This window comes from uncultured Collinsella sp. (genome assembly GCF_959026545.1).
In the GTDB taxonomy this organism is placed as follows: Bacteria; Actinomycetota; Coriobacteriia; order Coriobacteriales; family Coriobacteriaceae; genus Collinsella.
Genome location: NZ_CAUFLV010000009.1, coordinates 34,953 through 59,531 on the forward strand (window position 1 = coordinate 34,953; position 24,579 = coordinate 59,531).

Here is a 24,579-nt window from a genome sequence, read left to right on the forward strand (position 1 = left end):
CATGACCCGCAAGATCCGCTTCATGGAGACCGTCCTGCGCGACGGCCAGCAAAGTCAGATCGCCACGCGCATGCCCATCGAGGACATGCTCCCCATCCTGGAAACCCTCGACGAGTGCGGCTTCGAGTCGCTCGAGGTCTGGGGCGGTGCCACCTTCGACAGCTGTCTACGCTATCTCAACGAAGATCCCTGGGAGCGCCTGCGCACCATCCGCGCCCACGTCAAGAACACCAAGCTCCAGATGCTGCTGCGCGGCCAAAACCTGCTCGGCTACCGCAACTACGCCGACGACGTGGTCGAGGCCCTGGTCAAGAAGTCGGTGGAGAACGGCATCGACGTCATCCGCATCTTCGACGCGCTGAACGACACCCGTAACCTCCAGACCTCCATCCGCGCCGCCAAGGAGGCGGGCGGCGAGGTCCAGGCCGCCATCTCCTACACCACCAGCGACGTGCACACCGTGCGCTACTTCGTGAGCCTCGCCAACGAGATGGCCCGCGCCGGCGCCGACTCCATTTGCATCAAGGACATGGCCGGCGTCCTCACGCCCGACGTCGCCTTCGAGCTCGTGAGCGAGATCAAGGCCTCCTGCGACCTGCCGCTGCAGGTGCACACGCACGGCACCGCCGGCATCGCCCAGATGACCTACCTCAAGGCCGTCGAGGCGGGCGCCGACATCATCGACACCTGCTCCTCCCCCTTCGCGGAGGGCACGAGCCAGCCCGCCACCGAGTCCATGGCCATCGCGCTGGAGGCCCTCGGCTACAAGACCGGCCTGGACATCGAGAAGCTCGAGGCCGTGGCAGCGCACTTCCTGCCCATCCGCAACCGCTTTTTGGACGAGGGTGGCCTGAACCCCAAGGTCATGGCCGTCGAGCCCAAGGCGCTGCTGTACAAGGTCCCCGGCGGCATGCTCTCCAATCTGCTTGCCAACCTGAAGGACATGCATGTGGAGGACAAGTACGCCGAGGTGCTCGCCGAGGTCCCGCGCGTCCGCGCCGACCTGGGCTACCCGCCGCTCGTGACCCCGCTGTCCCAGATGGTGGGCTCCCAGGCGCTCATGAACGTCATCTCCGGCGAGCGCTACAAAGTCGTTCCCGCCGAGATCAAGGACTACGTGCGCGGTCAATACGGCCGTCCGCCCGTGACCATCTCAGAGAAGATCCGCCGCCAGATCATCGGCGACGACGAGGTCATCACCTGCCGCCCGGCCGACCTGATCGAACCCGCGATGCCGCGCCTGCGCGAGGAGATCTCGCAGTACGCCCGCTCGGAGGAGGATGTGTTGTCCTACGCCCTGTTCCCCGAGCAGGCACGCGACTTCCTCGGCCGCCGCGAGGACCCGTTCTACGACGTCCCCGTGCAGGAGGTCAACGTTTCCATCGACGTGGCATAGGGGGCTCCGGACAGTCAGGCCGGCTCCCGGCCCGACGTCAAGCTCCCGGCCCGATATCCTGCTCGGCCGCCACCATGAACGCACAGCGCCCGCGGCACGCAACGCCGCGGGCGCTTTTTGCGGGCCGAGATCGGTTCGGCAAGGACGGCGTGAGCCCGAGGATAGACGGACTGGAAGCGACGTCTCTGACCCCGCAAACTCCCTCATGGAGACCACGCTTGGACACGTGCCTCGTCGCCGTAAACCGCCGAGACGGAGCTGGCCCCTCGTCTTCGACCTTAAGGCACTCGGGCTACTCGCCCATGAGCGAGAGCGGACGAATCGAGACATCCGCCGCATCATAGCCGGCAACCGAACCGTCCCGCTGCGCGACGAGCGCGCGGCCATACCCGTCGACTCCCAAAAACGTCCCCTGCGCTCGCTCCTCACCGTCGATGGCATATACGCGCACCCGCTGTCCCACAAAGGCAAGGCAAGCGTTATAAGGTGCCAGAAGGGGTGCCAGAGGACCTTCGGCGCCGCCGCGAACGGGGTCTTCCGCCCATCGGGCAATGTCATATCCCGGAACGTGCGCAACAGGCCTCCCCGACCCGCGGTACGCCGCGGTTTTCCCGTAAGCGGCCTCCCAATCCGAGGCGGCATCCAAGATGCGCTTTCGAACGAGCTCTGCCAGGTCCTCGAGCGACGGAGGCGTCATGCCCGGTGCGAGCTCGTCCAACAAGCCCGTCGGATGCAGCGCGGCAATGCTCCCCGATCGCGTCGATACGACGGGGGCTTCCATGTTCACCCCAATACCGCACACCGCGAAAACGTCCTCGCCCGTTGCGACAAGTTCGGTCAGGATACCAGCGAGTTTGTGATTACCTACCACGATGTCGTTTGGCCATTTGAGTCGAGCACGGGGACATCCCACCTCGCGAAGTGCCCCCAGGGCGCCCAAGGCGCAGGCAACGGGCAGGGCGGGCAGGGCCTCGCCCGGGACTTCGGGACGGATGAGGACGGATAGGTACAAGCCACCCTCGGGCGACGCCCAGTCGTGCGAGCGCTGCCCGCGTCCCGCAGTTTGGACGAGTGCCCTGAGCGCGGCACCATGGGGCGCACCCACGCGGCCGCGCCTCTTCATCTCGGCGTTCGTCGAGGGCACTTCAGAGCGCAGTTCGATCGGTTCTAGACTGTCCATAAGGCCCCCGCCATCTTCCTCCCCGCTGACGGCCGGTAGACCTCCCACGGATGCCCGGCCAACTGGTAGCACAACTCGACAAAACTTCGCGAAATCGGGGGGTTTTTCCTAGTTATGCTACCATCCGCACGCCAGCCGGTGTCATCTCCCCAACATGCGGAAGAAACGCTCTTCCCACTGCGCGGCCTCGACGCCGGACTCGGCACATACGCCACGACGGGCAAGCGTGGTGGTCTTGGTGCCGGGCTTCTGCACGCCGCGCATGGTCATGCACAGGTGCTCGGCCTCGATGAGCACGATGACCCCGGCACAGTCGAGATTGTCCATGAGGGCGTCGGCAATCTGGCCGGTGAGCTGCTCTTGCAGCTGAAGTCGGCGGGCGAACACTTCGACCGTGCGTGCAAGCTTGGAAAGCCCCGCCACGCGCCCATTCGGAATATACCCGATGGTCACCGTGCCGTAAAAGGGCAGCAGATGATGTTCGCACAGGGAGTAGAACGGGATATCGCGCTCTATGACGAGGCCGCTCTCGGTAACGGAAAAGGTCTTAGATAGATGCGCGGCCGCGCTTTGATCCATGCCGCCCGCGAGCTCGGCGTACATGCGTGCAACTCGATCGGGCGTCTCGAGGAGCCCTTCACGCGTCGGGTCCTCGCCAATGCCCTCGAGCAGCAGGCGAACCGCCTCGCACACCTTATCTTGATCGACCATGTTTCACTCACTTTCCGCAGATAATATCGACAATCGTACCACGCGCCGGAAGACACGAGCCGCACCATGCGGCCTCTACACCCAATGCTGTGGGTAGCGCTCCCAATAGCCCGAGTAGGTTGACGCATCGGGCGCGAAGTCGATTTGACAGAGTTTGAATACCACGTCAATGCCCTTGGGCTGCCAGTGCTCTCGATACGAATAGCGATATGTCATGCCACAGTGCTCCATCACGCGACCAGATGCCGGGTTGAGCTCATCGTGCGTCGCCGTGACGAATGGATAGCCCGCTCGGCGAGCCTCACCGAGCATCGCTCGCACCGCCTCGGTCGCGAAGCCTTGGCCCTGCGCATCGCGAGCCAGGGCGTACCCCATATCATATGCGTCGCCCTCAGCGTCGATGCTCACGAAGCCGAGCAACTCGCCCGCCTCTACGCGGCCGCGCTTGCGGCAAATCGCGCAATGCATGTCGAGCGGCAGCCCATCCGAGCGGCGTTCGTCCGCGTCGGCCGCGCGATACCATCGCAGGTAATTCTCCTCAAGATAGCTCGCCGTATCTGCCACACTCCCGTGCACGGCGTACGGCAAGAAACGATTCACCTGCGCATCGCTCATCATGGGGAACAGCGCCGACGCGTCCGCCTCGGTAAAGCGACGCAGCACGAGCCTATCTGTCTCCAACGTTCGCATCGTCTCCCCTTTCCCGTGCGCCACATGCCGTGGTGACACACATCAAACGCCACCGACTGCCGCGATGCCGTGACCACCGCGCGGCCCATCCCGTCCTCGCCGACCGCGCCTACATCGAATGCGCTGCGTACACCTCGGCGTCCCTCCACAGACGCACAGCGTCCGCGGGGGCCTCCCCCGCAGCGAGCGCGGCGAGCGTGGCGGGCATGTCGATGATGCGCTGGTTGGACGAACCGCGAAAACGCAGCGTGATGTCGTGCAGGTCTTGGACGAAGGGGCCATCCACCAGCACGTCGATGCAGGCAAGCAAGCGGTCGGTGAACTCCGTATGGTGTCGCCCACCCGCCACGAGCTCGCGGTCCCATGTGTCGCCTGTAAAGCACCAGATGGTCTTGCCGCAGCTGCGCGGGAACTCCTTGCGAACGCGCTCCACGAACTCGACCAGGCCCTCTTGGTTCTCGGGCTCCATGGGCTCGCCGCCCAACAGCGTCAGCCCGTCCACGTAATCGGGGCGCAGGCTCCCGATGATCTCGTCGGCCACCTCGGCCGTGAAGGGCTTGCCCGCGGCGAAGTTCCACGCCACCTCGTTAAAGCAATTCTTACACCCACGGCGGCACCCGCTCACAAACAGCGTCGTGCGCACTCCCTCGCCATTGGCGATATCAAAGTGCTTGATCTCCGCGTAGTTCATCCGATTCCCCTACAGATGCAGCACGCGATCGCGGATCTCCTCCGTGCGGCCCTGGTTCCAGAACTGCGTGCCGATGTAGCCGCAGGTGCGGCGGGCGACATTCAGCGTCTCCTGGTTGCGATTGCCGCAATGCGGGCACTCCCACACCAGCTTGCCGTCGTCCTCGACGATCTTGATCTCGCCGTCGTAGCCGCACTCCTGGCAGTAGTCGCTCTTGGTGTTGAGCTCCGCGTACATGATGTTGTCGTAGATGTACTGCATGACGCGGATGACCGCCTTGAGGTTGTCCTGCATGTTGGGCACCTCGACGTAGGAGATGGCGCCGCCCGGGGACAGGCGCTGGAACTGGCTCTCGAACTTGAGCTTGTCGAAGGCGTCGATCTCCTCCGAGACATGGACGTGGTAGCTGTTGGTGATGTAGCCCTTGTCCGTCACGCCGGGGATGATGCCGAAGCGGCGCTGCAGGCACTTGGAGAACTTGTAGGTGGTCGACTCCAGCGGGGTGCCGTAGATGGAGTAGTCGATGTCCTCCGCGGCCTTCCACTCGTTGCACTTGTCGTTCATGCGCTGCATGACCGCCATGGCGAACGGCGTGCCCTTCTCATCGGTGTGGCTGGCGCCCGTCATGAACTTCACGCACTCGTACAGGCCGGCATAGCCGAGGCTGATGGTCGAGTAGCCGCCAAAAAGCAGCTTGTCGATCTTCTCGCCCTTGTCCAGGCGCGCCAGAGCACCGTACTGCCACAAAATGGGCGCGGCGTCGGACAGGGTGCCCAGAAGGCGCTCATGGCGGCAGCGCAGGGCGCGATGACACAGCTCCAGACGCTCATCGAAGATTTCCCAGAACTTGTCCATGTCGCCCTGCGAGGAGAGCGCGACGTCGGGCAGGTTGATGGTCACGACGCCCTGGTTGAAGCGACCATAGTACTTGGGCTTGCCGGGCTCGTAGTTCTTGGCGCGGGCCACGTTGTCATACCCGTTGCCGGAGCGATCGGGCGTGAGGAAGCTGCGGCAGCCCATGCAGGTGTAGCAATCGCCGTTGCCCTCGGTCTCACCCTTTGAGAGCTTGAACTCGCGCATCTTCTTCTCGGAGATGTAATCGGGCACCATGCGCTTGGCGGTGCACTTGGCCGCGAGCTGGGTCAGGTAGAAGTACTCGGAGCCCTCGCGGACGTTATCCTCCTCGAGGACGTAGATGAGCTTGGGGAACGCGGGGGTGACCCACACGCCCGCCTCGTTCTTCACGCCCTCGTAGCGCTGGCGCAGGGTCTCCTCGATGATCATGGCAAGATCGCGCTTCTCGGCCTCGCTGCGGGCCTCATTGAGGTACATGAACACCGTCACAAAGGGCGCCTGGCCGTTGGTGGTCATGAGGGTGACGACCTGATACTGGATGGTCTGCACGCCACGGCGGATCTCATCGCGCAGGCGGGTCTCCACGACCTCGGACACCTTCTCCTCGGGGGCATCCACGCCAAGCTCGACGAGCTCCGCCTCGACCTGACGACGGATCTTCTGACGGCTGACCTCGACGAACGGTGCGAGGTGCGTGAGCGAGATGGACTGGCCGCCATACTGACAGGAGGCGACCTGGGCGATGATCTGCGTGGCGATATTGCAGGCGGTGGAGAAGCTGTGGGGGCGCTCAATGAGCGTGCCGGAAATGACCGTGCCGTTCTGCAGCATGTCCTCAAGGTTCACGAGGTCGCAGTTATGCATATGCTGGGCGAAGTAATCGGAGTCGTGGAAGTGGATGATGCCCTCGTTGTGGGCCTCAACGACCTCGGCGGGAAGCAGGACGCGCTGCGTGAGGTCCTTGGAAACCTCACCGGCCATGTAATCGCGCTGCACCGAATTGACGGTCGGGTTCTTGTTGGAGTTCTCCTGCTTGACTTCCTCGTTGTTGCACTCGATGAGTGACAGGATCTTGTCGTCGGTGGTGTTCTTCTGGCGCTTGAGGCCCTGCACGTAACGGTAGATGATGTAACGACGGGCGACTTCGAAGCGGTCAAGGGCCATAAGCTCATCCTCGACCATGTCCTGGATCTCCTCGACGGAGACCGTGTGGCCGGCCTCTTCGCAGCGGTCGGCGACGTTTTCCGCGGCGTAGCGAACCTGACGATCGGTGAGGCGCTCACTGCTCTTGACCTCACTGTTGGCGCCGTTGATGGCGTTGATGATCTTCTGGAGGTCAAACGTGACCTCGGAACCGCTGCGCTTGATGATCTTCATGTGACTCCTCCGCGACCCAAGTTTGCTCGTGACTTCGTTACGGGATAGGAAAGCCCCGGCCCCACGCATTTGCATATGGCAGCGGGGTCGAGGCTCATCATTGCCTTTCACAAGTATGATACGGCATTTTGTCATCAATATCTGGTGACATCCGTAAACGGAATCACTATATGTTGTGTTTTAGCAGGTCAACAGCAATGTGCTTTTTTTACCTCTCATTCACAGTTGCAAAAATCGCACGCTTAGTAGAAGAGGGCTCACCCTCCCCCACCTGCATTGATGCCAAAATGCGCGCGGGAGCCGCAACCGAGGTGTCCACAAGTTCTCCGCCAGTCGCCGACAAGTGGAACAAGAGACCCTCACCATAACCGCAGGAAGCCTATATGTTGTGATTGGGCTTCGCGCACTCGGAACGCGGAGGAACGAAAGAAAAAATGGACACCCCGTGGGGTGCCCAGCATGATCATATGGAGGCGAAGCCCGGATTCGAACCGGGGGTAAAGGCTTTGCAGGCCTCTGCCTTACCACTTGGCCACTTCGCCTTATATGCAAAGGGCCGATTGAAATCGGCCCCGGCACATTCAATGGAGCGGACAACGGGGCTCGAACCCGCGACCCCAACCTTGGCAAGGTTGTGCTCTACCAACTGAGCCATGTCCGCTTATGGTGGGCGATACAAGATTTGAACTTGTGACCCCTACCGTGTCAAGGTAGTGCTCTCCCCCTGAGCTAATCGCCCAACTCAGGTGCGCATCAGCGCGGGGATTAATATAGCCCAGATACGAGCGTTCGGTCAACAACTTTTTCCATCTTTTTTAAAATTGTTTGAAACAGCAGTCTAATCTCGGGTTTTACGCAGATTACCGCGCACCGATCTCGAGGAGGATGCCTGCGACTCACGCAAGCCAACGAGCCCTGCGGCAAGAACTCGTCGCCGCGGCACCGGTGCGGACTTGTCGCGGCGTGCCCGTGAGGACAGGCGGTCGCTGTCTGGACGACCCCAAGGATCACCCCAGCAGCGTAAACAATCATGAAAAATGACTTGCACATTATCGTCTGATTGCGTATAGTACTTTCTCGCAAGCGGACATGGCTCAGTTGGTAGAGCACAACCTTGCCAAGGTTGGGGTCGCGGGTTCGAGCCCCGTTGTCCGCTCCATTGAATGTGCCGGGGCCGATTTCAATCGGCCCTTTGCATATAAGGCGAAGTGGCCAAGTGGTAAGGCAGAGGCCTGCAAAGCCTTTACCCCCGGTTCGAATCCGGGAGCCGCCTCCATATGATTTGATTGAGGGCATCCTTTGGGGTGCCCTTTTCCGTACCAGACCATGCTCGTCAAGAGGGGTCATTGCCCAGGCGCCAAAACAAAACCAGTGGCAACGAATGCGATCCCCGCCCCGCCGCAGGAGCATCAAGCGATCATCTTGATAAGGCGCACCTGCGTGCCAGGCGCGTCGACGCGACGGCGCACGTCGACGCTATCGACCAACATGCGCATGAGTCGGATGCCGCGACCGCGCTCTCGACTCTCTGGAGGTTCCTCGCCGTCCGCGATCTCGAATCCGCACCCGCAATCACGCACCTCGATCACCACGCGGTCGGTGTAGGCGATCACCGTCATGGTGCTCCCCTTGCCGCCGCAGGCATGATCGTAGGCATTCGACAGCGCTTCGCCCGCCGCCAAAGCGGTGTCGAAGCAGTCATCGCGCGACAGCGGCAGGCCACCCAGCAACTCAGCGATGCGGTGCCGGTACATGCCCAGGTTCTCGACGCCGGGTCGAATGGCGAGCGTTTTGCTCCACAGGGGCGGCGCATCGGGCGCAAGCACCGGAATAGGCGGCTTTTCTGCGGCCGAAACATGCAGGGCGTCCAGCAGGCGGGCGATCTGGAGAAAGCGAACCACCTGGGGAGAGGTGTTCACCAGCGAGAGCAGCCCTTCGCGATCGAATAGCGTCCGCGCGCGCACGAGCAGGAACGCCAGCCCCGTCGAGTCGATGAAACTCACATTCTGGCAGTTCACCAGAATGCGCCGTACCCCGTTTTCGATGAGGGCATCGACCTGCTCACGCAGGCGCGGTACCGAAGCGATATCGATATCGCCCGCCGGGGCGATTACGGCTATGTCATTCCACTCGTTCATGTTGCTATGGTTCCCCGTTCACCGTCCACCGATACCCTCGCACGCAAACGCATCAGACGCCGCGCCGGTCGAACCTCAACGCCACGAGGGCGATATCGTCATCGAGTGCCGAACCCGTAAATGCATCGAGCTCATCCAGAACCTGTGCGCACAGGCCTTCAACGCCCTCAGCAGCGGCACGAAGCAGCACCTCACGCAAACGAGCCTCGCCAAAGAACTCGCCTGCAGCATCGCGGGCCTCGATGGCACCGTCGGTGTACATAAAGAGAATGTCCCCGGGGTTAAACGAGAAGGTACCGTTCTCGTACACCATACTCGAGAAGGCGCCCACCACACCCGACTGGACGCTCAGCAACTCCGCCTCCACGCCATCGGCCTCGTTGGCCTTCACGAGCATGGTGGGGGGATGGCCGGCCGAACAATACGTCGCGCGCCCATGGCGCAGATCGAGCTTTGCGATGAACATGGTCACGAAGGTCTCCACGCGCGAGAAACTCATGAGCATGCGGTTGAGCGACCGCGCCATACGCGCCGGGCTCGCCCCCTCCCAGGCATATGCGGTGAGTGCCGTCTTGACGAGCGCGGACATCGACGCAGCCTCCACGCCCTTTCCCGACACATCGCCCAAAATCATCACGGCGCGATCGTCGGGCAGGCGGATGAGGGTGTAGAAGTCGCCCCCCACGAGCGCTTGGCGCGTGGCGGAAGAATACAGCGAATCCGAGGTGATGCCCGGAACAACCCCAAGGTCGTTGCGCATGCCAGCCTGCAAGGTCTGGGCAATGCGACGCTCGCTCTTCTGCTGCACGGCCCCGTCCATGATGAGCTCGAAGTCATGCGCGAGATGCGTCAGGTAATCGAACTCCATATCGTCCACGGGTTCTTGGGAATCATCACGTAGCAACAAGAATCGACGGGGCGGGAGGACGGCGGCGAACGGGCCGTCGTCTTCGACAAATGCGCCCTCGTCTTGCTCGCGACCCATATCCACGAAAACGCCCTGGCACGGAAGGCCGTGACGCTCAAGCCACTCACCGACCCAGGTGATGCGGTCCACACGCGCCAAGCGAATCTGCTTGGGAGGCTCGGGCGCCGCGAGGGCACCCGCCTCGTCACCAAGCAGGTCGGCCGATGCGGGAGCGCCCACTCGGGCAGCGGGAGTCGTCACCGAGAAAAACATTTCCTCAACGTCGCAGGGAAGGTCCATGCGGCTTCCGCCATCAAAGTCAATCACGTAGGCACCGCGCTCCACATCATGTAACACGGGCAAAAGGTGGCAAGACAACTGCTCAGTGACTTCGCTTGTCATCTCGGTCCATGCCGCAATGGGGTCCTTTCCGTTCGCGTACAAAAGCTCGCGAATTCGACTAAGCGAGCGCGTGAGGGACGAGGTGCGCGCGGCACGCAGACTGCTCACCACCCCCATCAACTCAATGGACAGATAATCGCATATGACCTCGAGAACACGGACGTCGTAGATGCGCGGATTGCACGGGCGCGTCCAGCCGAGCTCAACAACGCCCAAAACCTGCGTTCCAAAGTACACGGGGACCGCAATCATGGTCTTGAATGGAGGCATGTCCTGCAGGCGCACGTTGTGCCGCACACGGGCATCGAGGTCATAAAAGGCGCCGGGTGCCGTAGGGTCTGCGGGATCGACGGGCACCAGCGACAGTCGGCAGGCTCGTTGCTCGCGTAGGACGTGGGTGGGCACACCCGCGCCATAGGGAATGAAATCGGGTACATACCTGGCCGCAATGCCTCGGCTCACACCGCGCAGCTTGAAGCCGCCACCCTCGGCAAAGTAGATGGTCGTTCCCGCCGCATCGAGCGTGTCGGCCATGCGGTTGAGCACCGTGTCCAGCAACGTCGACATATCGCTGGAGCCCACCGTGGACATGATGACCGACAGCGTGCCCGAGAGGCGTTTATTGGCGGCTTGGAGCTCAGAAAGCAGGCGCTGCGTCTTGCGATCGTGGGCGTACTGCTCCTCGAGGCTGCGGATGGCGACCACATATCGATGCGCATGGCAGTCGCCCTTCTCCGTCTCGATGAGCTCAAGCGCACGTACGCGTACGGGGATGAAGGAGCCGTCGGGCAATTTGAGCATCAGCGTGTTCTCTTCGCCATCGGACGAAAAAGGCATCTTGTGACCGGCGGCTCGCTCAAATCCCGAACTGTAGAGCAGGTCTTTGATGTCGGCGCCGACGACTTGGGAGCGGCTCATCTTCTGGAGGACGAGAAACTGGCGGTTGACATGGCGTACCGCGCCGTCGGCATCACAGATAGCGACGGCGTCACTCGTCACCTCGACCAAACGGGCGACGTCGCTCAATTCCTCGTTGTGCATATGTTCCATGCGCCACCTCCGCCGTACCAACATAACGCGGACGCGCGAGGGGGCTGCCGGCGAATCGCACGGCCGCGTGCGATATATAGCAAAAACGCGAACCCAAACCGGGCTCGCGTTTCACATGCGTGGTGTCGGAGGCGGGACTTGAACCCGCATGACCGAAATGTGGTCACTAGCACCTCAAGCTAGCGCGTCTGCCAATTCCGCCACTCCGACGTTTGCTTTCGCGTTACCGCGTCTGCAACGAGGAAGATAGTACCCCGAGTCCCATCATTCGCGCAAGCCCCTTTTTCAAAAAAGTTTTGCGAAAGGGCCTGCAGAAGACTTCCTTGCAAGAAGTACCTGCAAAGATCCCTCTGAACGCAGGTGAGAGGCGGGGCCTGGCAGTAAGAAAGATCCGCCCTTCCCCGCTGGGGATTTAGGGCTAGACGAGCTCTACGGAACCAAGATCGACGAGCCCGTTCGGCAAGACATTCGCCATCTGCACGCGATCAGATGCGACCTTGGCATACGCCGGATGCACCAGGGGGATCATCGGCATCGCCTCGGACGCAAGGACAAGGGCCTCCCTTGCGCGCTCGGTACGCTCCGTCGCGTCGCGCTGCTCGGCCATGGTGGTGAGGGCGGCGGTGAGCGCATCATCTTCGTATCCCGCCCATGAGCCTCGCTCAGACGTGGTGCCAAGCAACTGGGACACCACCGTGTCGATTGTGGCAGCCGCCGGGTCGAACGTGACGAGGCAGCACGCACAATCGCCCTTATCAAGGCTTTCGGCGAGGTCTTCCGCTGCCAGCGCAGCGGTCTTCACCGTCAGCCCCAAGTCGGACAAATCGCTCGCGATTTGGTCGGCGATGCGCCCCTGCACGCCCCCCTCGCGATACGTTAGGGTGAAATCGAGATTCAGCGGCTCCGCCGTCATCTCTGGAGCGTCTTTTGACTCTTCGGCAGAACCCATGGTCTGCTGGGCCTCGTCCTCCCGCTCCTGCGCGCTCAGCCCCTCTATGAGCTCCAGAGCCCGGTCAGCATCAAACGCGCACGCCTCCCACGACACCGCCTCGCCCACGCATGGGGCAACCGGGCTCATGGCGGAAGCGGCGCTGTAATTGAGCACCTTCTTGCAAAGGGCTTCGCGGTCGATACCGCAGGAAATCGCACGGCGAAAGACGGCGTTGTCGAACGGGGCCACACGCGTGTTGCACACCATGTACGTCAACCCGGCTTCAGGCCCCTGAACGAACCGCTCGCCCGGTTTCATGATCCCCACGCTCGACGAAATGCCGCGCGCATCTTCGGCATCCTTCAACTGGTCAACGGGCACATCGCAGATATCGAGGACACCCGCCTGGAAATGGTTGTATGCGGCAACGGTGTCGTCATGAATGGCGAGTAGGGCGCCATCCACCAAGCTCGCACCATATGCGCACTCGTCAAAGCGCGTGAGCCGAATGTCGCCCTTTCCCTTCCACGGGCGGTCTAACATGAACGGTCCATTGCCCATGGGCTGTTCCGAAAACATAACGGGATTGTCCTCCGCACTCGCGGGAACAGGACCGAGAGCTGGATGCGAGACAATCGAGGCGAAGGCTGCATGCGGCTCGGTAAGCGACACGGTAAGCGTGAGGTCGTCAGGACAGCGCAAACCGACCAATTCCGAGGCCCGGCCGCCAGACAGGGCATCATACCCATCGATGGCGGAAAGCAAGGATCCCCAGCGGCTACGAGGGCCCTCGCCACCATTCTCCTTGTGTGTCCGATCCTCATCCGTATCGTCGGACATCGGCTTGACCAAACGCTCCCACGCCCGCTTGAAGCAAGAGGCCGTGACGGATTCACCATTGTGGAACGTCGCACCTTCGACAAGGCTGAAGGTGAACGTGCGCGCGTCATCGGAAGCGGTAATGCTGCGGGCTGCAGCGGGTGTCGCCACGCCGTCCACAATGCGCGTGAGGGGGCAAAAAAGCGCATGAAGCACCTGGAGGCCAAACCGATCGGAGACGAGCAGGGGGTCGATTGCCGAGGGCTTGCCGATACGACACGTCACCCATGAGGGCGGGACGTCATCACTTGAGCCCGCATCGCCACCCTCAACCTGGCTGCACCCGCTTAGTCCAAGCCCCATCACACCGCATGCCGCAGCGCCTAGGAATGCACGCCTGTCGATCATCTCGGCCCCTTCCCGGATCTATTGCACAGATGCACTTTCATCCCACCACTCTAAAGCAAAACCCGCGCAACCCCAACCGAGCAGTGACCATCCCAGCAAAGTCCCCTCATGCATGAGACTTTTCTCGTCCACGCTCGCGACTAAGTACGGACAGCCCTCGCGTTTCACATCCAAGCGTACATTCCGCAGAAAGCCCGCCAAAGGCGGGCTTTCGAGGACGTTTGATCGGTTGGCGTCATGAGGGCTGAGGGGCCCTTACAGGTCGATGTACGACTCCTTGATGGGGAACGGCGTCGCATAATGACAAGCACAGAAGTGGCCCGCGCCGATTTCACGGAACTCGGGCACTTCCTCGGCACATCTGCCCTGCGCGATCGGGCAACGCGTGTGGAAACGGCAACCGCTCGGCGGGTCGATCGGACTCGGCGGATCACCGGCAAGAATGATGCGCTTGCGGCTCTTCTGCACGTCCGGATCGGGGACCGGCACGGCGGAGAGCAGCGACTGCGTATACGGATGGTTCGGTTCGGCGTACAGACTCTTCCAGTCGGACAGCTCGACCATCTTACCGAGGTACATGACGGCGACGCGATCGGAAATGTGCTGAACGACGGAAAGGTCGTGGGCAATGAACAGATAGGCGGTACCGTACTGCTGCTGAAGGTCCTTCAGCAAGTTCAGAACCTGGGCCTGAATGGAGACGTCGAGCGCGGAAACGGGCTCGTCACAGATGATCAGCTTCGGACGCAGAATGAACGAGCGGGCGATACCGACGCGCTGACGCTGGCCACCAGAGAACTCATGCGGATATCGGTTAATGTGCTCGGGATTGAGGCCAACGACGTCGAGCAGCTCGCGAACGCGATCCATGCGCTCCTCGGGCGTACCGATGCCATGGATGACCATGGGCTCGGAAACAATCTCGCCGATCGTCATACGCGGATTGAGCGATGCATACGGATCCTGGAAGATGAACTGCATGTCGCGGCGCATATCCTTGAGCTCGGCCTTGTTCATCTTGGAGATATCTTTGCCCTCAAAGTACACCTTGCCGGACGTCGGCGGGTCGAGGTGCATGATGGCGCGGCCGGTGGTGGACTTACCGCAACCGGATTCGCCCACTAGACCGAAGGTCTCGCCAGCGCGGATCTCGAATGAGACGTCATTCACCGCAGAGACGACCTTCTTGGAGAACCTACCGCCCAGGAAACCGGAGCCGGTGGGGAACTCCTTCGTGAGGTGCTCAACCTTGAGCAGCGGAGTATTGTTGTCTGCCATTTAGGCCTCGCCTCCCTTCGAAGCTGCGACATCCACGTTATCGGGAATCGCGGTCGGCATGGTCCCGCGGGAGCGGGAGGTGTCGGGTGCGAACTTCTTCACGAAGGCATCATCATCGGCGTAATGACACTCGGAGTAATGGCCGTTGTCCATGACGAACTTCTTGGGGCGTTCCTTGTGGCAGAGCTCCGTGGCATACGGGCAACGAGGCGCGAACGCGCAACCCTGCGGCAGGTTGACGAGCGACGGTGGATTGCCGTGAATTGGCGTAAGCGGCTTCTTCTCGTCGGTAGCCTGCTCGGGAATGGAGCGAATGAGGCCCCAGGTGTAGGGGTGGCGGCTCTCGTAAAAGATCTCGTCGGCAGTGCCGAACTCCACGGGGTGACCTGCGTACATGACCATGATCTTGTCGGCCATGTCGGCGACGACGCCCAGGTCGTGGGTAATCATGATGATGGCGTTACCGTTCTTCTCCTGCATCTCCTGCATAAGTTCGATAATCTGCGCCTGGATGGTCACATCGAGGGCCGTAGTGGGCTCGTCGGCAATCAGGATGTCGGGATCGCAGGCGAGAGCCATGGCGATCATGACGCGCTGGCGCATGCCGCCGGAGAACTGGTGCGGATACTCGTTCACGCGCTTCTCGGGCTCAGGGATGCCCACGAGGTCGAGCAGCTCAGTGGCGCGCTTGAGCGCCTCCTGCTTGGAGTAGCCGCGGTGCAGACGAAGGCCCTCCCCCACCTGACGACCGATCTTGTAAACCGGGTTGAGCGAGGTCATGGGGTCCTGGAAGATCATCGCAATGTCATTGCCGCGGACGTGCTGCATCTCCTCCTCAGACATATTGAGGAGGTCGCGACCGCGATAGGTCACGGAACCGCCCTCAATCTTACCGGGAGGCATGGAGATGAGGCCCATGATGGTCATGGCGGTCACGGACTTGCCAGAGCCGGATTCGCCCACCACGCCGAGCGTCTCGCCGCGATCGAGCGTGTAGCTCACGCCGTCAACGGCATGCACGACGCCGTCCTCGGTGTGGAAGTACATCTTCAGGTCGTCGACCTCGAGCAGATGCTGGCCCTCGGGGATCGGCTGCGTCTTGAGGTCCACGAAAGTATCGTTGTTCTTAGCCATGGTTTTACGCGTCCTTCATCTTCACGTCGAGAGCGTCACGCAGGCCGTCGCCGAGCAACGTGAACGCGAGCACGGTGGTCAGGATGGCGATGCCGGGCATGATCATGAGCCACGGCTCGGTCTGCAGGTACTTCTGACCCTCCTGGATGAGGGTGCCCCACGACGGATCGGGCGGGACGACGCCGAGGCCCAAGAAGGACAGGGCGGACTCGGTCAGGATGGCGCCACCGATGTTCATAGTGGCATAGACCACGATAGAAGCAACGGAGTTGGGGAAGATATGGCGGGCGATGATGCGCGCGTCGGAAGCGCCCATGGATCGGGCGGCATCCACGTAGTCGCTCTCCTTGACGGAGAGGATGGCGGAGCGGAACACGCGGGCGATCGAGGGCCAGCCAAGGATGCCGATGGCGATAAACACGTTCTGAATACCATTGCCGATGACCGCGATCATAGCGATGACGAACAGCGTGTAGGGGAACGCCAGGAAGATGTCGGCCAGACGCATGATGATGGTGTCCCAGATGCCGCCGTAGTATGCGGCGAGTGCGCCCATGACCAGTCCGATGGCAGTGGAGATGCCCGTGGCGACGATACCGACGGTCAGCGAGATGCGCGCGCCGTAGATGACGCGGGAGAGCACATCGCGGCCAAGGGTGTCGGTGCCAAAAGGATGCTGGAGGGACGGTGCAAGGCGGGAGTTCATAACCATGGTGGCCGTGTCGGATGCGTTCGGATCGCCGAGCACACTCGGAACCCACAGGTCCGCGGTGACCGCGATGACGACGACGATGAGGATCCACACGATGGCGAACATCGCGAGCCTGTTCTTCCTCAGGCGCTTGAAGGCGTCACCCCACAGGGTGCGCGTGGGTTTGTCGGAGCCATTGGCAACGACATGGGCCTCGGCCGCGGCGGCGCGAACCTGCTCGCCCATTGTATTCATTGGGTACTGCACGTCTCTTGCCTCCTACTTATCGCTCTTGTTACCAAGGCGGATACGCGGATCGAGGAACGCGTAGCTCACGTCGACGATCAGGTTGATGATCATGACCACGATGACGATGACCGTGACGGCGCCCATGACGATGGGCCAGTCGCGGCGAGTGATGGCGGTGTACGTCATCTGGCCGATACCGGGCCAGTTGAAGACTGTCTCGGTCAGGATGGCACCGGCGAGCATCGCACCGAAGTCCATGCCCACATAGGTAACGACCGGGATCAGGGCGTTCTTGAGCGCGTGGTGGAAGATGATCGAGCGCTTGGAGAGGCCCTTGGCCTTGGCAGTGCGGATGTAGTCCTGGTTCATGACCTCGATCAGCTGCGAACGCATGATACGGGCCGTGTAGGCGGTGGATACCGCAGCCAACGTGATGGCGGGAAGGATGTAGTACATCCAGCCGGGGAACATCGGGCGCGGACCGGGGACGCCCGAGACGGGCAACGCAACGGCACCGCCGGTAGCGTCTTTAAGCCAGATGCCAAATATCAACTGGAGGAGCAGACCGAGCCAGAACGCGGGCATCGCCACGAGCATCGAGGTGGTGAGGGTCACGAGGATGTCCCAGAAGGAGTACCGCTTAATAGCCGAGATGATACCGGCGCCAATGCCCACAATTGCCTCGATGACGATGGCGACAACGGCGATCTGCACCGTGTAGGGATAGGCATCGAGAATCATGGTCGACACGTCGATGCCACGCTGGTAGGAACGGCCAAGGTCACCATGGAGCAGGCCGCTCAGATAAGTGAAGTAACGATCCCACATGGGGGTTTCGATGGTGTCACCGTTCTCGTCGAAAACGATGTCGCCGTTCTCGTCCGTCACGATTAAGCCGTGAGCGGCGCGGATGTTCATCTCGGTAACCGGGTCGAGCTTCTTCTCGCCGGCGATCAGCTTGATGGGATCGCCGGGCACGACATTCTGCATGATGAACAGAATGAGCGTGACGCCGAGGAAGACCGGGATGAACTGCAGGATTCGCTTGAGGATGTACCTGAGCACAGCGATACCCTCCCTAGTCTCTTGGACACTACACTTTGCTGCAGTATGTCGCAGCGTAAATTGCAATTATACGTCACCCGCTAAGGAATACTGCGGGGATTATGCGTAGATATACACGATCGATTCCGCACTTTGCAGCATTACCCGCCAAACAAAGGCAGGACACCGCTTGCGCGATGTCCTGCTGTTCATGCGCTATCGGGTTTTGATCCCGGTCGCTAGGCGATCTCAGCCGTCTCGAAGTGTGGGATGGTCTGAGCGTCGTAGTTGAAGTTCTTCATGCGCTCAGAGGCGACGTAGTTGTGAGCGTAGAACATGATCGGAATAACCGGCATATCCTCACCGATGAGAGCGCAGACCTTGCGGCAAGCTGCCTTACGCTCCTCCTCGTCCTGGATCTGACGGGCCTCTTCCATCATCTTGTCGACCTCAGGGTTGGAGTACTTCTCGTAGTTGTTGTCGGCACCCGTGTAGAAGTTCGGATACAGGAAGTTGTCCATGGTCGGATAGTCGGCAGTCCAACCAAGGCGGCCAAGGGAGAACTCGTCCTTGGAGAGGTTGTCGAGGTAGGTAGCCCACTCGACGGCGTCCTGCTTGACAGTGAAGCCAACGGCCTCAAGGTCGAGCTGGATGGTGGACATGAGATCCTCGTGACCACCGTCACCGTTGTAGTTCAGCGTAACCTCAAGACCGCGCTTGCCATCGGCGTCTGCGGTGTAGCCAGCGTCCTCGAGAATCTGCTTGGCCTGATCGGGATCGTACTTGCAGTACTGCCAGACATTCTCCTCCGAGTCGTCAATGGCGGTCGGCATGATGGAGGTGGCGGGCATGCGGGAACCCTCGTACAGGGTGTCCACGATGTTCTGACGGTTGATGGCCAGGGAGAGGGCGCGGCGGACGTTCACGTCGGCGAGCACCGGATCCTGGGAGCACGGAATCATGAAGTAGGTGGAGAGCTCGACGCCCAACAGGCACTGCTTGCCCGGGGTGGAGGTGTAGCCGTCCTCGGACTTGCCGTACTTGTCCACATTGTCCTTGATCTGGCCCGTCGGGATCTGAGCGAAGTCGATGGTGCCGGCCTTGAACTCGTTGTAAGCGGTGTCCGGGTCCTTCTGGATGGAGCAGTACACGCCGTCGATCTTGGGGGCCTCGCCGTGATACTCGTCGAACTTCACGAGGTTGATGTACTGGTTGTGCTTCCAGGGCTCGTCCATCTTGAAGGGGCCGTTGCCGATCGGCTGCTCGAGGAAGGACTTCGGATCGTCCACGGCGGCCTGGGGAACCGGCACAAGGCCAGGGTGGCAGCACACGGCCGGGAAGTCGGCCATCGGAGCGGAAAGGGTGACCTCGAAGGTGAGCTCGTCCACGGCCTTGAGACCGGTGAACTCATCGGTGTCGCCGGCGTTGAACTCGGCGTAACCCGCGACCGGGGCGAGGTGGTAGCAGATGTCGGACGGGGTCTCCATCTTGGGGGAGGCAACGCGCTTCCAGCCGCGGACGAAGGACTCGGCGTCGACGGCGTCACCGTTGTGGAACTTCATGCCCTCCTTGAGCTTGAAGGTGTAGACCAGACCATCCTCGGAGACGGTCGGGGCCTCGGCGGCACACACGGGCACAGCGGAGTTGGTGTCCCAGTCCCAGGTCATGAGGCCATCGAACATGGCGCGCGCGATAGCGGTGCCCTGATTCTCCTGAGCGTTGTACGGGTCGATGTAGGCGGGCTCGGAGAGATAGAAGCCCATCACGTTGTCGCCGGCGGGAGCCGCGGTGGTGCCGCTGCCCTCAGTGCCGCCACCGCCGCCGCAACCGGCGAGAGCAGCAAGGGCACCCGTGGCGAGGGCGCCGCCCACAAACGTACGACGACCCATCACGGGCTGGGTAAATTTGGTATCAGCCATGCCATCCTCCTTATAATGCAGGTTCACGGAACGCGGAGCCGGATATGCACCCCTTTGGTGCGACCGGAGGTGCGAACACGTATCGCATCCCGCTTGCTCTTCGCGAGACCGTTAGGCTGATCGGTCACGCGCGATGGTCAATACATTAGCGCACTTTTGCATAATGGAGTATGAGGTTTCTGGTAATCGGCGCACATTTTCTTTAGTTTGGCGAAGCATTTGCATGATAAACCGTACTTTAGTGCATAAAAGAACGATCAAATGGATATCTTTCGCCAACGTATTGTTTCAAGTGTGTAACACTTGATGCAGACATGCATAGGCTCCCGATCGCCCCATGACAAAGCCCGTCCGGATTCACTCCGAACGGGCCGATGCACGCAATGTGGTTGGTGGGCGTTTGGCCTACAGACCGACGATGCCCTGTGGGAAGAAGAACATGGCGAGCACGACGCAGGCGGCGAAGACGCAGGCCACAATCACGGTGAGCTTGTCGAGATTCTTCTCCATGACACCCGTGGCGGTGCTGGCGTTGTACAGAGAGCTGGCGATCATATCGGAGACGCCGGTGCCCTTGCCGGAATGCATGAGGACGAGCGCGATGAGCAGAAGCGTGGACAGCGCCCACACGCCAAAGAGGATGATCTGGAACGGACCCACGAGGACTCCTTCTAAGCTGAATTCACGTACAGCGGGTAATGGTACCACACTCCCCCTGTTCTTCCACGAAACTACAAATGGAGAGTAGGCGAGCGGACCTCGTGCGGGCCTTGTGAGGCCCTCGCAACCAAAAGCCCCCGGCCCTTTTGGTTGGCCACGCTTTCTCGCTGCCTATAAGGCGCACGCCAGCGCTTCGGCGATATTACCCCCACGGTAGGCGTTCGTTGCCGCACGCTCTGCTTCTTCGGTGGCGTTGAAGGCAATCGAAGTGCCTACCAGCTCGAACAGCGGGATGTCGGAACGGCTGTCGCCAATAGCCATGCAGGACGCAAGAGCTACGCCGCGCTTTTCACAGAGTTCACGCGCGTATGAGCACTTTCCCTCGCCCTCAAGCGCATGCGCCACGCCGCCCGTGCATACGCCATTCTCGACTTCCAGCTCCGAACCAACATAACCATCAAACCGAAAGCGCTTGCAGAGGTACTCCCCCACAATGCCCCAAGCAAGTGAAGCAATATGGGCCTCACCGCCAGCCGCATGAATCGCATCGACAGCTTGAGTGATGCCGTCCACAAGTGGCATGTCCTCAAGCATATCGAATAGCTCGCTGGCAGAGCGTCCCACATATCCCGCAGCGTCTATCCGGCAGACGTCGTCGTTTGTAATCTCGCCTCGCGCGCAAGCTGCCTCCGCCTCTTCCATGGTGTGCCCATGGCCGAGCAGATTTGCGAGATAGGCACCCGAGGTCACTCCCCTTGTAAGCGTCCCGTCGATGTCGAAGAAGACTATCCGATCCATGGAACCTCCCGGTTGGCCCAGATGCCAAGGCGTGCATACACGCCCCGCGCCCAAACGAGCATCATGGTGTTTCCGTCCTTTTTCAAGCAGTATCATAGCGGCAAGAAAGACATCAAGAGGGGAGCACGCATGGCGGACTATCACCTTGTTATCTGAGAAGCGCACGGTGAAGACGCAGAGGCGCTGCTCTCCTGCTTGAAAACCGTGGGCGGAGAGACCGATAACCTCACGTTCGGCTCGGAATGTGTTGCCTCTTCCGTTGAGGCCGAGCGCGCATGAGGCACCCGAAAGCGTTTTACTCGTTGCGGTCGAGGAAGGCGAGGTCGTGGGCGACGGCAATCTTGCTGGCAGCACGCGCCCTCGCTTGGCTCATCGCGAGGAGCTCGGCATATCCGTACGGCGTTCGCATTGGCACCGTGGCATCGGGACGCGCCTGCTCAGAGCCCAACCAAAAGCCCCCGGCCCTTTTGGTTGCTGATAGGTCGCACAACTGCCCACATGGATCGCTCGAAGCGGGTTGTCAGAGTCCGCCAGGCAAACCTCGAACTTGGTACGGCGCACGTCGTCGGCAAGCGCCTTGTTGCGCGCAACCCATCCGCGCATGCGCTCGATATCCCCTTCGAGCTCGACTGCACGCTCTTTGTCGGACTTCCCCTCATGCTCCCAAGGAGCGTCCCACAGCTTCCATTCCGTCTCGTCCGTTTCCCAGCGGATGTGGTCAGCGATATCGCTTTCGATAAAATCACGCAGGATGGCCGTTTCGTTTCTCAATACGAGCATGAAACCTCCCCAACTAAAAGCCCCCGGCCCTTTTGGCTGGTTGGTACTTCACTCATCCAACAACGCGCTTGATGAGATAACGGCCCAGCCCGGTCAAACGCTCGATCTGCCGGTATGAAAGGCCAACCTCCTTCATTCTCCTCAAGATGCGATCGCGTTCGGGAACGGGCAGCGCGGCTACCGCTGACGGGTCCTTTCCCTCCGTCGCAATACGCGCGGCTTCCGCAAGCTCTGCCTGGTCCATCCGGCTACCCATACGCGGGTAGTACACGTCTGCCTTGCCGGCAGCGCTGAACTCCTCGAAGTGCTCGCGTCCGCCAATCGCCTCGAATAGAAATCGAGAATCCACCAGGCCGTCCCCTCTTGCATATTCAGAATAGCTGCTCCATCGATACTCATCTCGCCCGATTCCCAATGAACAGGGATTGTCGTGAATGTACCGAATTGCCTGGAGCATATATGCCTGGCTCTCAACCGGCTTGCTCAGAAACCTGCCTTGGAACACCGGGCCGATATGCCCGTTTCGGATGTTGAAATGCTGGGCATATCGCGAGTCAAGATAGTGAATCGCCCGAACGAGACCGTCCCCGCCGTCTTCAATCAGCAGGTGAGTGTGGTTGTCCATCAAGCACCATGCAAGCAACGAGATATCGTACTTTTTGATAGCCTGCCGTAAAAAATCAAGGTACATTCGACGATCCAGGTCATCGTTGAAGATAATCTGACGTCCTGCACCTCGCGTCATAACATGGTAGACGCCCGTACTCGAAAGCAATCGAGACGCTCTTGCCATAGCAACCCCTCCCCCATCGGCCCGCGTGTTCCACCTTGTACCCAATGCCTAAGAAAAAAGCTGCCACCTCGAACAGGTGACAGCTTTCCAACCAAAAGGGCCGGGGGCTTTTGGCGAGTCCGGCTACTCCTCGACAGCGAGCACGCGGCCGGTCATCTCGGCACTGGGCTCGAGGCCGGCCATGGTGAGCATGGTCGGGGCGATGTCGGACAGGCGACCATCCTCGATGCCGGTGAGCTTAGCGGTGTCGCTCACGATGATGAACGGCACGCGGTTGGTGGTGTGCGCGGTGAAGGGCTTCTTCTCGCCGTCAACCACGTCGTACATGTGGTCGGCGTTGCCGTGGTCGGCGGTGATGAGCGCGAAGCCACCCTTGGCCTGGATGGCCGGAATGACCTGGGACAGCGCGTGGTCCACGGCCTCGACAGCCTTAACGGCAGCCTCGAACACGCCGGTGTGGCCCACCATGTCGCAGTTGGCGAAGTTCACGATGTAGAAGTCGGCGCGATCCTCGTTGATGGCAGCGACGAGCTTCTCGGTGACCTCCGGGGCGCTCATCTCGGGCTTGAGGTCGTAGGTGGCGACCTTCGGCGAAGCCACGAGCACGCGCTCCTCACCGGCCTTGGGCTCCTCAATACCGCCGTTCAGGAAGAACGTCACGTGGGCGTACTTCTCGGTTTCGGCGGTGTGGAGCTGCTTAAGCCCATTGGCGGCGATGACGTCGGCCAGGACATTCTCGGGGAACGTCTTGGGGAAGGCGACCTCGACGTCGAACGTGGGGTCGTACTCAGTCATAGTCACAAAGTGAGAAAGGGCGATCTTCTCGCGCTCGAAGCCGTCGAACTCCGCATCGGTGAAGGCGCGGGTCATCTGACGGGCACGGTCGGGGCGGAAATTGAAGAAGATGACAGCATCGCCGGCGTGAATGCCCTCGTTGTGGCAGGCGAAGGGATCGACGAACTCGTCGCCGCGCGGATCCTTCTCGTAGAAGGCCTTGATGCCCTCGACCGGGTCGGCATCGGCGTCGCAAGCGTTCACGAGCACGTCATAGGCGCGCTCGATGCGCTCCCAGCGGTTGTCGCGGTCCATGGCCCAGTAACGGCCGGAGACGGTGGCGACGCGAGCATCGCAACCGGTCTTCTCGGACAACTCGCCCAGGAAGGCGACAAGCTCGGATACATAACCGGCGCCGGACTGCGGGTCGACATCGCGGCCATCCATGAAGCAGTGGATGCGCACGGTCTTAACGCCGCGCTCGGCGGCCATGGAGACGAGCGCCTCGCAGTGGCTCTGCATGGAGTGCACGCCACCAGGGCTCATAAGGCCCATGAGGTGCAGCGTCTTACCAGTAGCGGCAACGTCGTCCATGGCCTTGACGAAAACCTCGTTCTCCTTGATCGAGCCATCCTTGATGGCGTTGTTGATGCGGGAGAGCTCCTGGAACACGATGCGGCCGGCACCAATGTTGAGGTGGCCGACCTCGGAGTTGCCCATCTGGCCGTCGGGCAAGCCGACGTCCTCGCCAGAGGCGCCGAGGGTGGTATGCGGATACTTGGCGTACAGGCCGTCGATGAACGGCGTGCTGGCAGCGCTCACGGCGTTGTTGGCTCCCTCGGGCGCAAGGCCGAAGCCGTCCATGATACACAGGAGTGCGGGAAGATGATGGTTAGCCATGGCT

At 61.2% G+C, this 24,579-nt stretch carries 20 protein-coding genes and 6 tRNA genes; 4 read left to right on the forward strand and 22 right to left on the reverse strand.

The window, feature by feature from the left end; translation table 11 throughout:
• Position 1 precedes the first annotated feature (1 nt).
• A complete protein-coding gene (locus Q5Q88_RS05645; protein ID WP_118653974.1) occupies positions 2 to 1,396 on the forward strand; it encodes an oxaloacetate decarboxylase subunit alpha in 1,395 nt (464 codons plus the stop codon).
• A 292-nt stretch (positions 1,397 to 1,688) separates the two neighbouring features.
• Here Q5Q88_RS05645 and Q5Q88_RS05650 read toward each other — a convergent pair whose 3' ends face one another.
• The 8 genes from Q5Q88_RS05650 to Q5Q88_RS05685 form a co-directional block, all read right to left on the reverse strand.
• A complete protein-coding gene (locus Q5Q88_RS05650) occupies positions 1,689 to 2,576 on the reverse strand; it encodes a biotin--[acetyl-CoA-carboxylase] ligase (RefSeq protein WP_302742247.1) in 888 nt (295 codons plus the stop codon).
• A 141-nt stretch (positions 2,577 to 2,717) separates the two neighbouring features.
• Complete coding sequence (gene folE, locus Q5Q88_RS05655; RefSeq protein ID WP_294159704.1) at positions 2,718 to 3,287, reverse strand: GTP cyclohydrolase I FolE; 570 nt, start codon at positions 3,285 to 3,287, stop codon at positions 2,718 to 2,720.
• Between the two features lie 75 nt (positions 3,288 to 3,362).
• Positions 3,363 to 3,977: a GNAT family N-acetyltransferase gene (locus Q5Q88_RS05660; RefSeq protein WP_294124058.1), complete on the reverse strand. Its 615-nt coding sequence runs from the start codon at positions 3,975 to 3,977 to the stop codon at positions 3,363 to 3,365.
• 109 nt (positions 3,978 to 4,086) lie between these two features.
• The gene (gene nrdG, locus Q5Q88_RS05665) at positions 4,087 to 4,668 is read right to left on the reverse strand and encodes an anaerobic ribonucleoside-triphosphate reductase activating protein (protein WP_118653978.1); all 582 of its coding nucleotides are present in this window, start codon (positions 4,666 to 4,668) and stop codon (positions 4,087 to 4,089) included.
• A gap of 9 nt (positions 4,669 to 4,677) precedes the next feature.
• Entirely contained in the window at positions 4,678 to 6,900 is a 2,223-nt protein-coding gene (nrdD, locus tag Q5Q88_RS05670) for an anaerobic ribonucleoside-triphosphate reductase (RefSeq protein WP_118653979.1), read from the reverse strand.
• Positions 6,901 to 7,368: 468 nt separating this feature from the next.
• Positions 7,369 to 7,442 (reverse strand) — tRNA-Cys (locus tag Q5Q88_RS05675).
• A 43-nt stretch (positions 7,443 to 7,485) separates the two neighbouring features.
• Positions 7,486 to 7,561: transfer RNA gene (locus tag Q5Q88_RS05680), tRNA-Gly, on the reverse strand.
• A gap of 3 nt (positions 7,562 to 7,564) precedes the next feature.
• Positions 7,565 to 7,639, reverse strand: a tRNA-Val gene (locus Q5Q88_RS05685).
• A 344-nt stretch (positions 7,640 to 7,983) separates the two neighbouring features.
• Here Q5Q88_RS05685 and Q5Q88_RS05690 point away from each other — a divergent pair.
• Together Q5Q88_RS05690 and Q5Q88_RS05695 are read left to right on the forward strand one after the other, a co-directional pair.
• Positions 7,984 to 8,059 (forward strand) — tRNA-Gly (locus Q5Q88_RS05690).
• A gap of 43 nt (positions 8,060 to 8,102) precedes the next feature.
• Positions 8,103 to 8,176 (forward strand) — tRNA-Cys (locus Q5Q88_RS05695).
• 133 nt (positions 8,177 to 8,309) lie between these two features.
• Here Q5Q88_RS05695 and Q5Q88_RS05700 read toward each other — a convergent pair.
• The 11 genes from Q5Q88_RS05700 to Q5Q88_RS05750 all read right to left on the reverse strand — a co-directional run bounded on the left by Q5Q88_RS05700 (position 8,310) and on the right by Q5Q88_RS05750 (position 21,328).
• Entirely contained in the window at positions 8,310 to 9,038 is a 729-nt protein-coding gene (locus Q5Q88_RS05700; protein ID WP_118653980.1) for an anti-sigma factor antagonist, read from the reverse strand.
• A 52-nt stretch (positions 9,039 to 9,090) separates the two neighbouring features.
• The gene (locus Q5Q88_RS05705; RefSeq protein ID WP_118653981.1) at positions 9,091 to 11,397 is read right to left on the reverse strand and encodes a SpoIIE family protein phosphatase; all 2,307 of its coding nucleotides are present in this window, start codon (positions 11,395 to 11,397) and stop codon (positions 9,091 to 9,093) included.
• A gap of 120 nt (positions 11,398 to 11,517) precedes the next feature.
• Positions 11,518 to 11,607, reverse strand: a tRNA-Leu gene (locus Q5Q88_RS05710).
• Between the two features lie 208 nt (positions 11,608 to 11,815).
• Positions 11,816 to 13,555: an ABC transporter substrate-binding protein gene (locus Q5Q88_RS05715; RefSeq protein WP_302742251.1), complete on the reverse strand. Its 1,740-nt coding sequence runs from the start codon at positions 13,553 to 13,555 to the stop codon at positions 11,816 to 11,818.
• Between the two features lie 255 nt (positions 13,556 to 13,810).
• On the reverse strand, positions 13,811 to 14,833 hold the full coding sequence (locus Q5Q88_RS05720) for an ABC transporter ATP-binding protein (protein ID WP_118653983.1): 1,023 nt from the start codon (positions 14,831 to 14,833) through the stop codon (positions 13,811 to 13,813).
• Complete coding sequence (locus Q5Q88_RS05725; protein WP_118653984.1) at positions 14,834 to 15,967, reverse strand: ABC transporter ATP-binding protein; 1,134 nt, start codon at positions 15,965 to 15,967, stop codon at positions 14,834 to 14,836.
• Between the two features lie 4 nt (positions 15,968 to 15,971).
• Positions 15,972 to 16,904 carry an ABC transporter permease gene (locus tag Q5Q88_RS05730; protein WP_233546203.1) on the reverse strand — a complete coding sequence of 311 codons (933 nt, stop codon included), beginning with the start codon at positions 16,902 to 16,904 and terminating at the stop codon, positions 15,972 to 15,974.
• A 33-nt stretch (positions 16,905 to 16,937) separates the two neighbouring features.
• Positions 16,938 to 17,972, reverse strand: coding sequence for an ABC transporter permease (locus Q5Q88_RS05735; RefSeq protein ID WP_118653986.1), 1,035 nt, complete (start codon positions 17,970 to 17,972; stop codon positions 16,938 to 16,940).
• A 218-nt stretch (positions 17,973 to 18,190) separates the two neighbouring features.
• The gene (locus Q5Q88_RS05740; protein ID WP_302742255.1) at positions 18,191 to 19,870 is read right to left on the reverse strand and encodes an ABC transporter substrate-binding protein; all 1,680 of its coding nucleotides are present in this window, start codon (positions 19,868 to 19,870) and stop codon (positions 18,191 to 18,193) included.
• Positions 19,871 to 20,275: 405 nt separating this feature from the next.
• Entirely contained in the window at positions 20,276 to 20,530 is a 255-nt protein-coding gene (gene secG, locus Q5Q88_RS05745) for a preprotein translocase subunit SecG (RefSeq protein WP_118653988.1), read from the reverse strand.
• A 171-nt stretch (positions 20,531 to 20,701) separates the two neighbouring features.
• Complete coding sequence (locus Q5Q88_RS05750; RefSeq protein WP_294122828.1) at positions 20,702 to 21,328, reverse strand: HAD family phosphatase; 627 nt, start codon at positions 21,326 to 21,328, stop codon at positions 20,702 to 20,704.
• Between the two features lie 244 nt (positions 21,329 to 21,572).
• Between Q5Q88_RS05750 and Q5Q88_RS09265 the strand changes: the two genes are divergently transcribed.
• A complete protein-coding gene (locus tag Q5Q88_RS09265; protein WP_158574840.1) occupies positions 21,573 to 21,806 on the forward strand; it encodes a GNAT family N-acetyltransferase in 234 nt (77 codons plus the stop codon).
• Here the strand turns inward: Q5Q88_RS09265 and Q5Q88_RS05755 are convergent.
• The 3 genes from Q5Q88_RS05755 to gpmI all read right to left on the reverse strand — a co-directional run bounded on the left by Q5Q88_RS05755 (position 21,698) and on the right by gpmI (position 24,575).
• The gene (locus Q5Q88_RS05755; RefSeq protein ID WP_147352851.1) at positions 21,698 to 22,108 is read right to left on the reverse strand and encodes a hypothetical protein; all 411 of its coding nucleotides are present in this window, start codon (positions 22,106 to 22,108) and stop codon (positions 21,698 to 21,700) included. The two genes, Q5Q88_RS09265 and Q5Q88_RS05755, sit on opposite strands and share 109 nt — an antisense overlap.
• Positions 22,109 to 22,160: 52 nt before the next feature.
• Positions 22,161 to 22,901 carry a transposase gene (locus Q5Q88_RS05760; protein WP_118653990.1) on the reverse strand — a complete coding sequence of 247 codons (741 nt, stop codon included), beginning with the start codon at positions 22,899 to 22,901 and terminating at the stop codon, positions 22,161 to 22,163.
• A 123-nt stretch (positions 22,902 to 23,024) separates the two neighbouring features.
• Entirely contained in the window at positions 23,025 to 24,575 is a 1,551-nt protein-coding gene (gene gpmI / locus Q5Q88_RS05765; RefSeq protein ID WP_294160228.1) for a 2,3-bisphosphoglycerate-independent phosphoglycerate mutase, read from the reverse strand.
• Between the last annotated feature and the right edge of the window lie 4 nt (positions 24,576 to 24,579).

What these genes read in the sequence shown, in the direction of transcription:
- Q5Q88_RS05645 (WP_118653974.1), top strand. Translation starts at nt 2, where the DNA reads ATGACCCGCAAGATCCGCTTCATGGAGACCGTCCTGCGCGACGGCCAG.
- Q5Q88_RS05650 (WP_302742247.1), bottom strand. Translation starts at nt 2,576, where the DNA reads ATGGACAGTCTAGAACCGATCGAACTGCGCTCTGAAGTGCCCTCGACG.
- folE (WP_294159704.1), bottom strand. Translation starts at nt 3,287, where the DNA reads ATGGTCGATCAAGATAAGGTGTGCGAGGCGGTTCGCCTGCTGCTCGAG.
- Q5Q88_RS05660 (WP_294124058.1), bottom strand. Translation starts at nt 3,977, where the DNA reads ATGCGAACGTTGGAGACAGATAGGCTCGTGCTGCGTCGCTTTACCGAG.
- nrdG (WP_118653978.1), bottom strand. Translation starts at nt 4,668, where the DNA reads ATGAACTACGCGGAGATCAAGCACTTTGATATCGCCAATGGCGAGGGA.
- nrdD (WP_118653979.1), bottom strand. Translation starts at nt 6,900, where the DNA reads ATGAAGATCATCAAGCGCAGCGGTTCCGAGGTCACGTTTGACCTCCAG.
- Q5Q88_RS05700 (WP_118653980.1), bottom strand. Translation starts at nt 9,038, where the DNA reads ATGAACGAGTGGAATGACATAGCCGTAATCGCCCCGGCGGGCGATATC.
- Q5Q88_RS05705 (WP_118653981.1), bottom strand. Translation starts at nt 11,397, where the DNA reads ATGGAACATATGCACAACGAGGAATTGAGCGACGTCGCCCGTTTGGTC.
- Q5Q88_RS05715 (WP_302742251.1), bottom strand. Translation starts at nt 13,555, where the DNA reads ATGATCGACAGGCGTGCATTCCTAGGCGCTGCGGCATGCGGTGTGATG.
- Q5Q88_RS05720 (WP_118653983.1), bottom strand. Translation starts at nt 14,833, where the DNA reads ATGGCAGACAACAATACTCCGCTGCTCAAGGTTGAGCACCTCACGAAG.
- Q5Q88_RS05725 (WP_118653984.1), bottom strand. Translation starts at nt 15,967, where the DNA reads ATGGCTAAGAACAACGATACTTTCGTGGACCTCAAGACGCAGCCGATC.
- Q5Q88_RS05730 (WP_233546203.1), bottom strand. Translation starts at nt 16,904, where the DNA reads ATGGGCGAGCAGGTTCGCGCCGCCGCGGCCGAGGCCCATGTCGTTGCC.
- Q5Q88_RS05740 (WP_302742255.1), bottom strand. Translation starts at nt 19,870, where the DNA reads ATGGCTGATACCAAATTTACCCAGCCCGTGATGGGTCGTCGTACGTTT.
- Q5Q88_RS05750 (WP_294122828.1), bottom strand. Translation starts at nt 21,328, where the DNA reads ATGGATCGGATAGTCTTCTTCGACATCGACGGGACGCTTACAAGGGGA.
- Q5Q88_RS05755 (WP_147352851.1), bottom strand. Translation starts at nt 22,108, where the DNA reads ATGCTCGTATTGAGAAACGAAACGGCCATCCTGCGTGATTTTATCGAA.
- Q5Q88_RS05760 (WP_118653990.1), bottom strand. Translation starts at nt 22,901, where the DNA reads ATGGCAAGAGCGTCTCGATTGCTTTCGAGTACGGGCGTCTACCATGTT.
- gpmI (WP_294160228.1), bottom strand. Translation starts at nt 24,575, where the DNA reads ATGGCTAACCATCATCTTCCCGCACTCCTGTGTATCATGGACGGCTTC.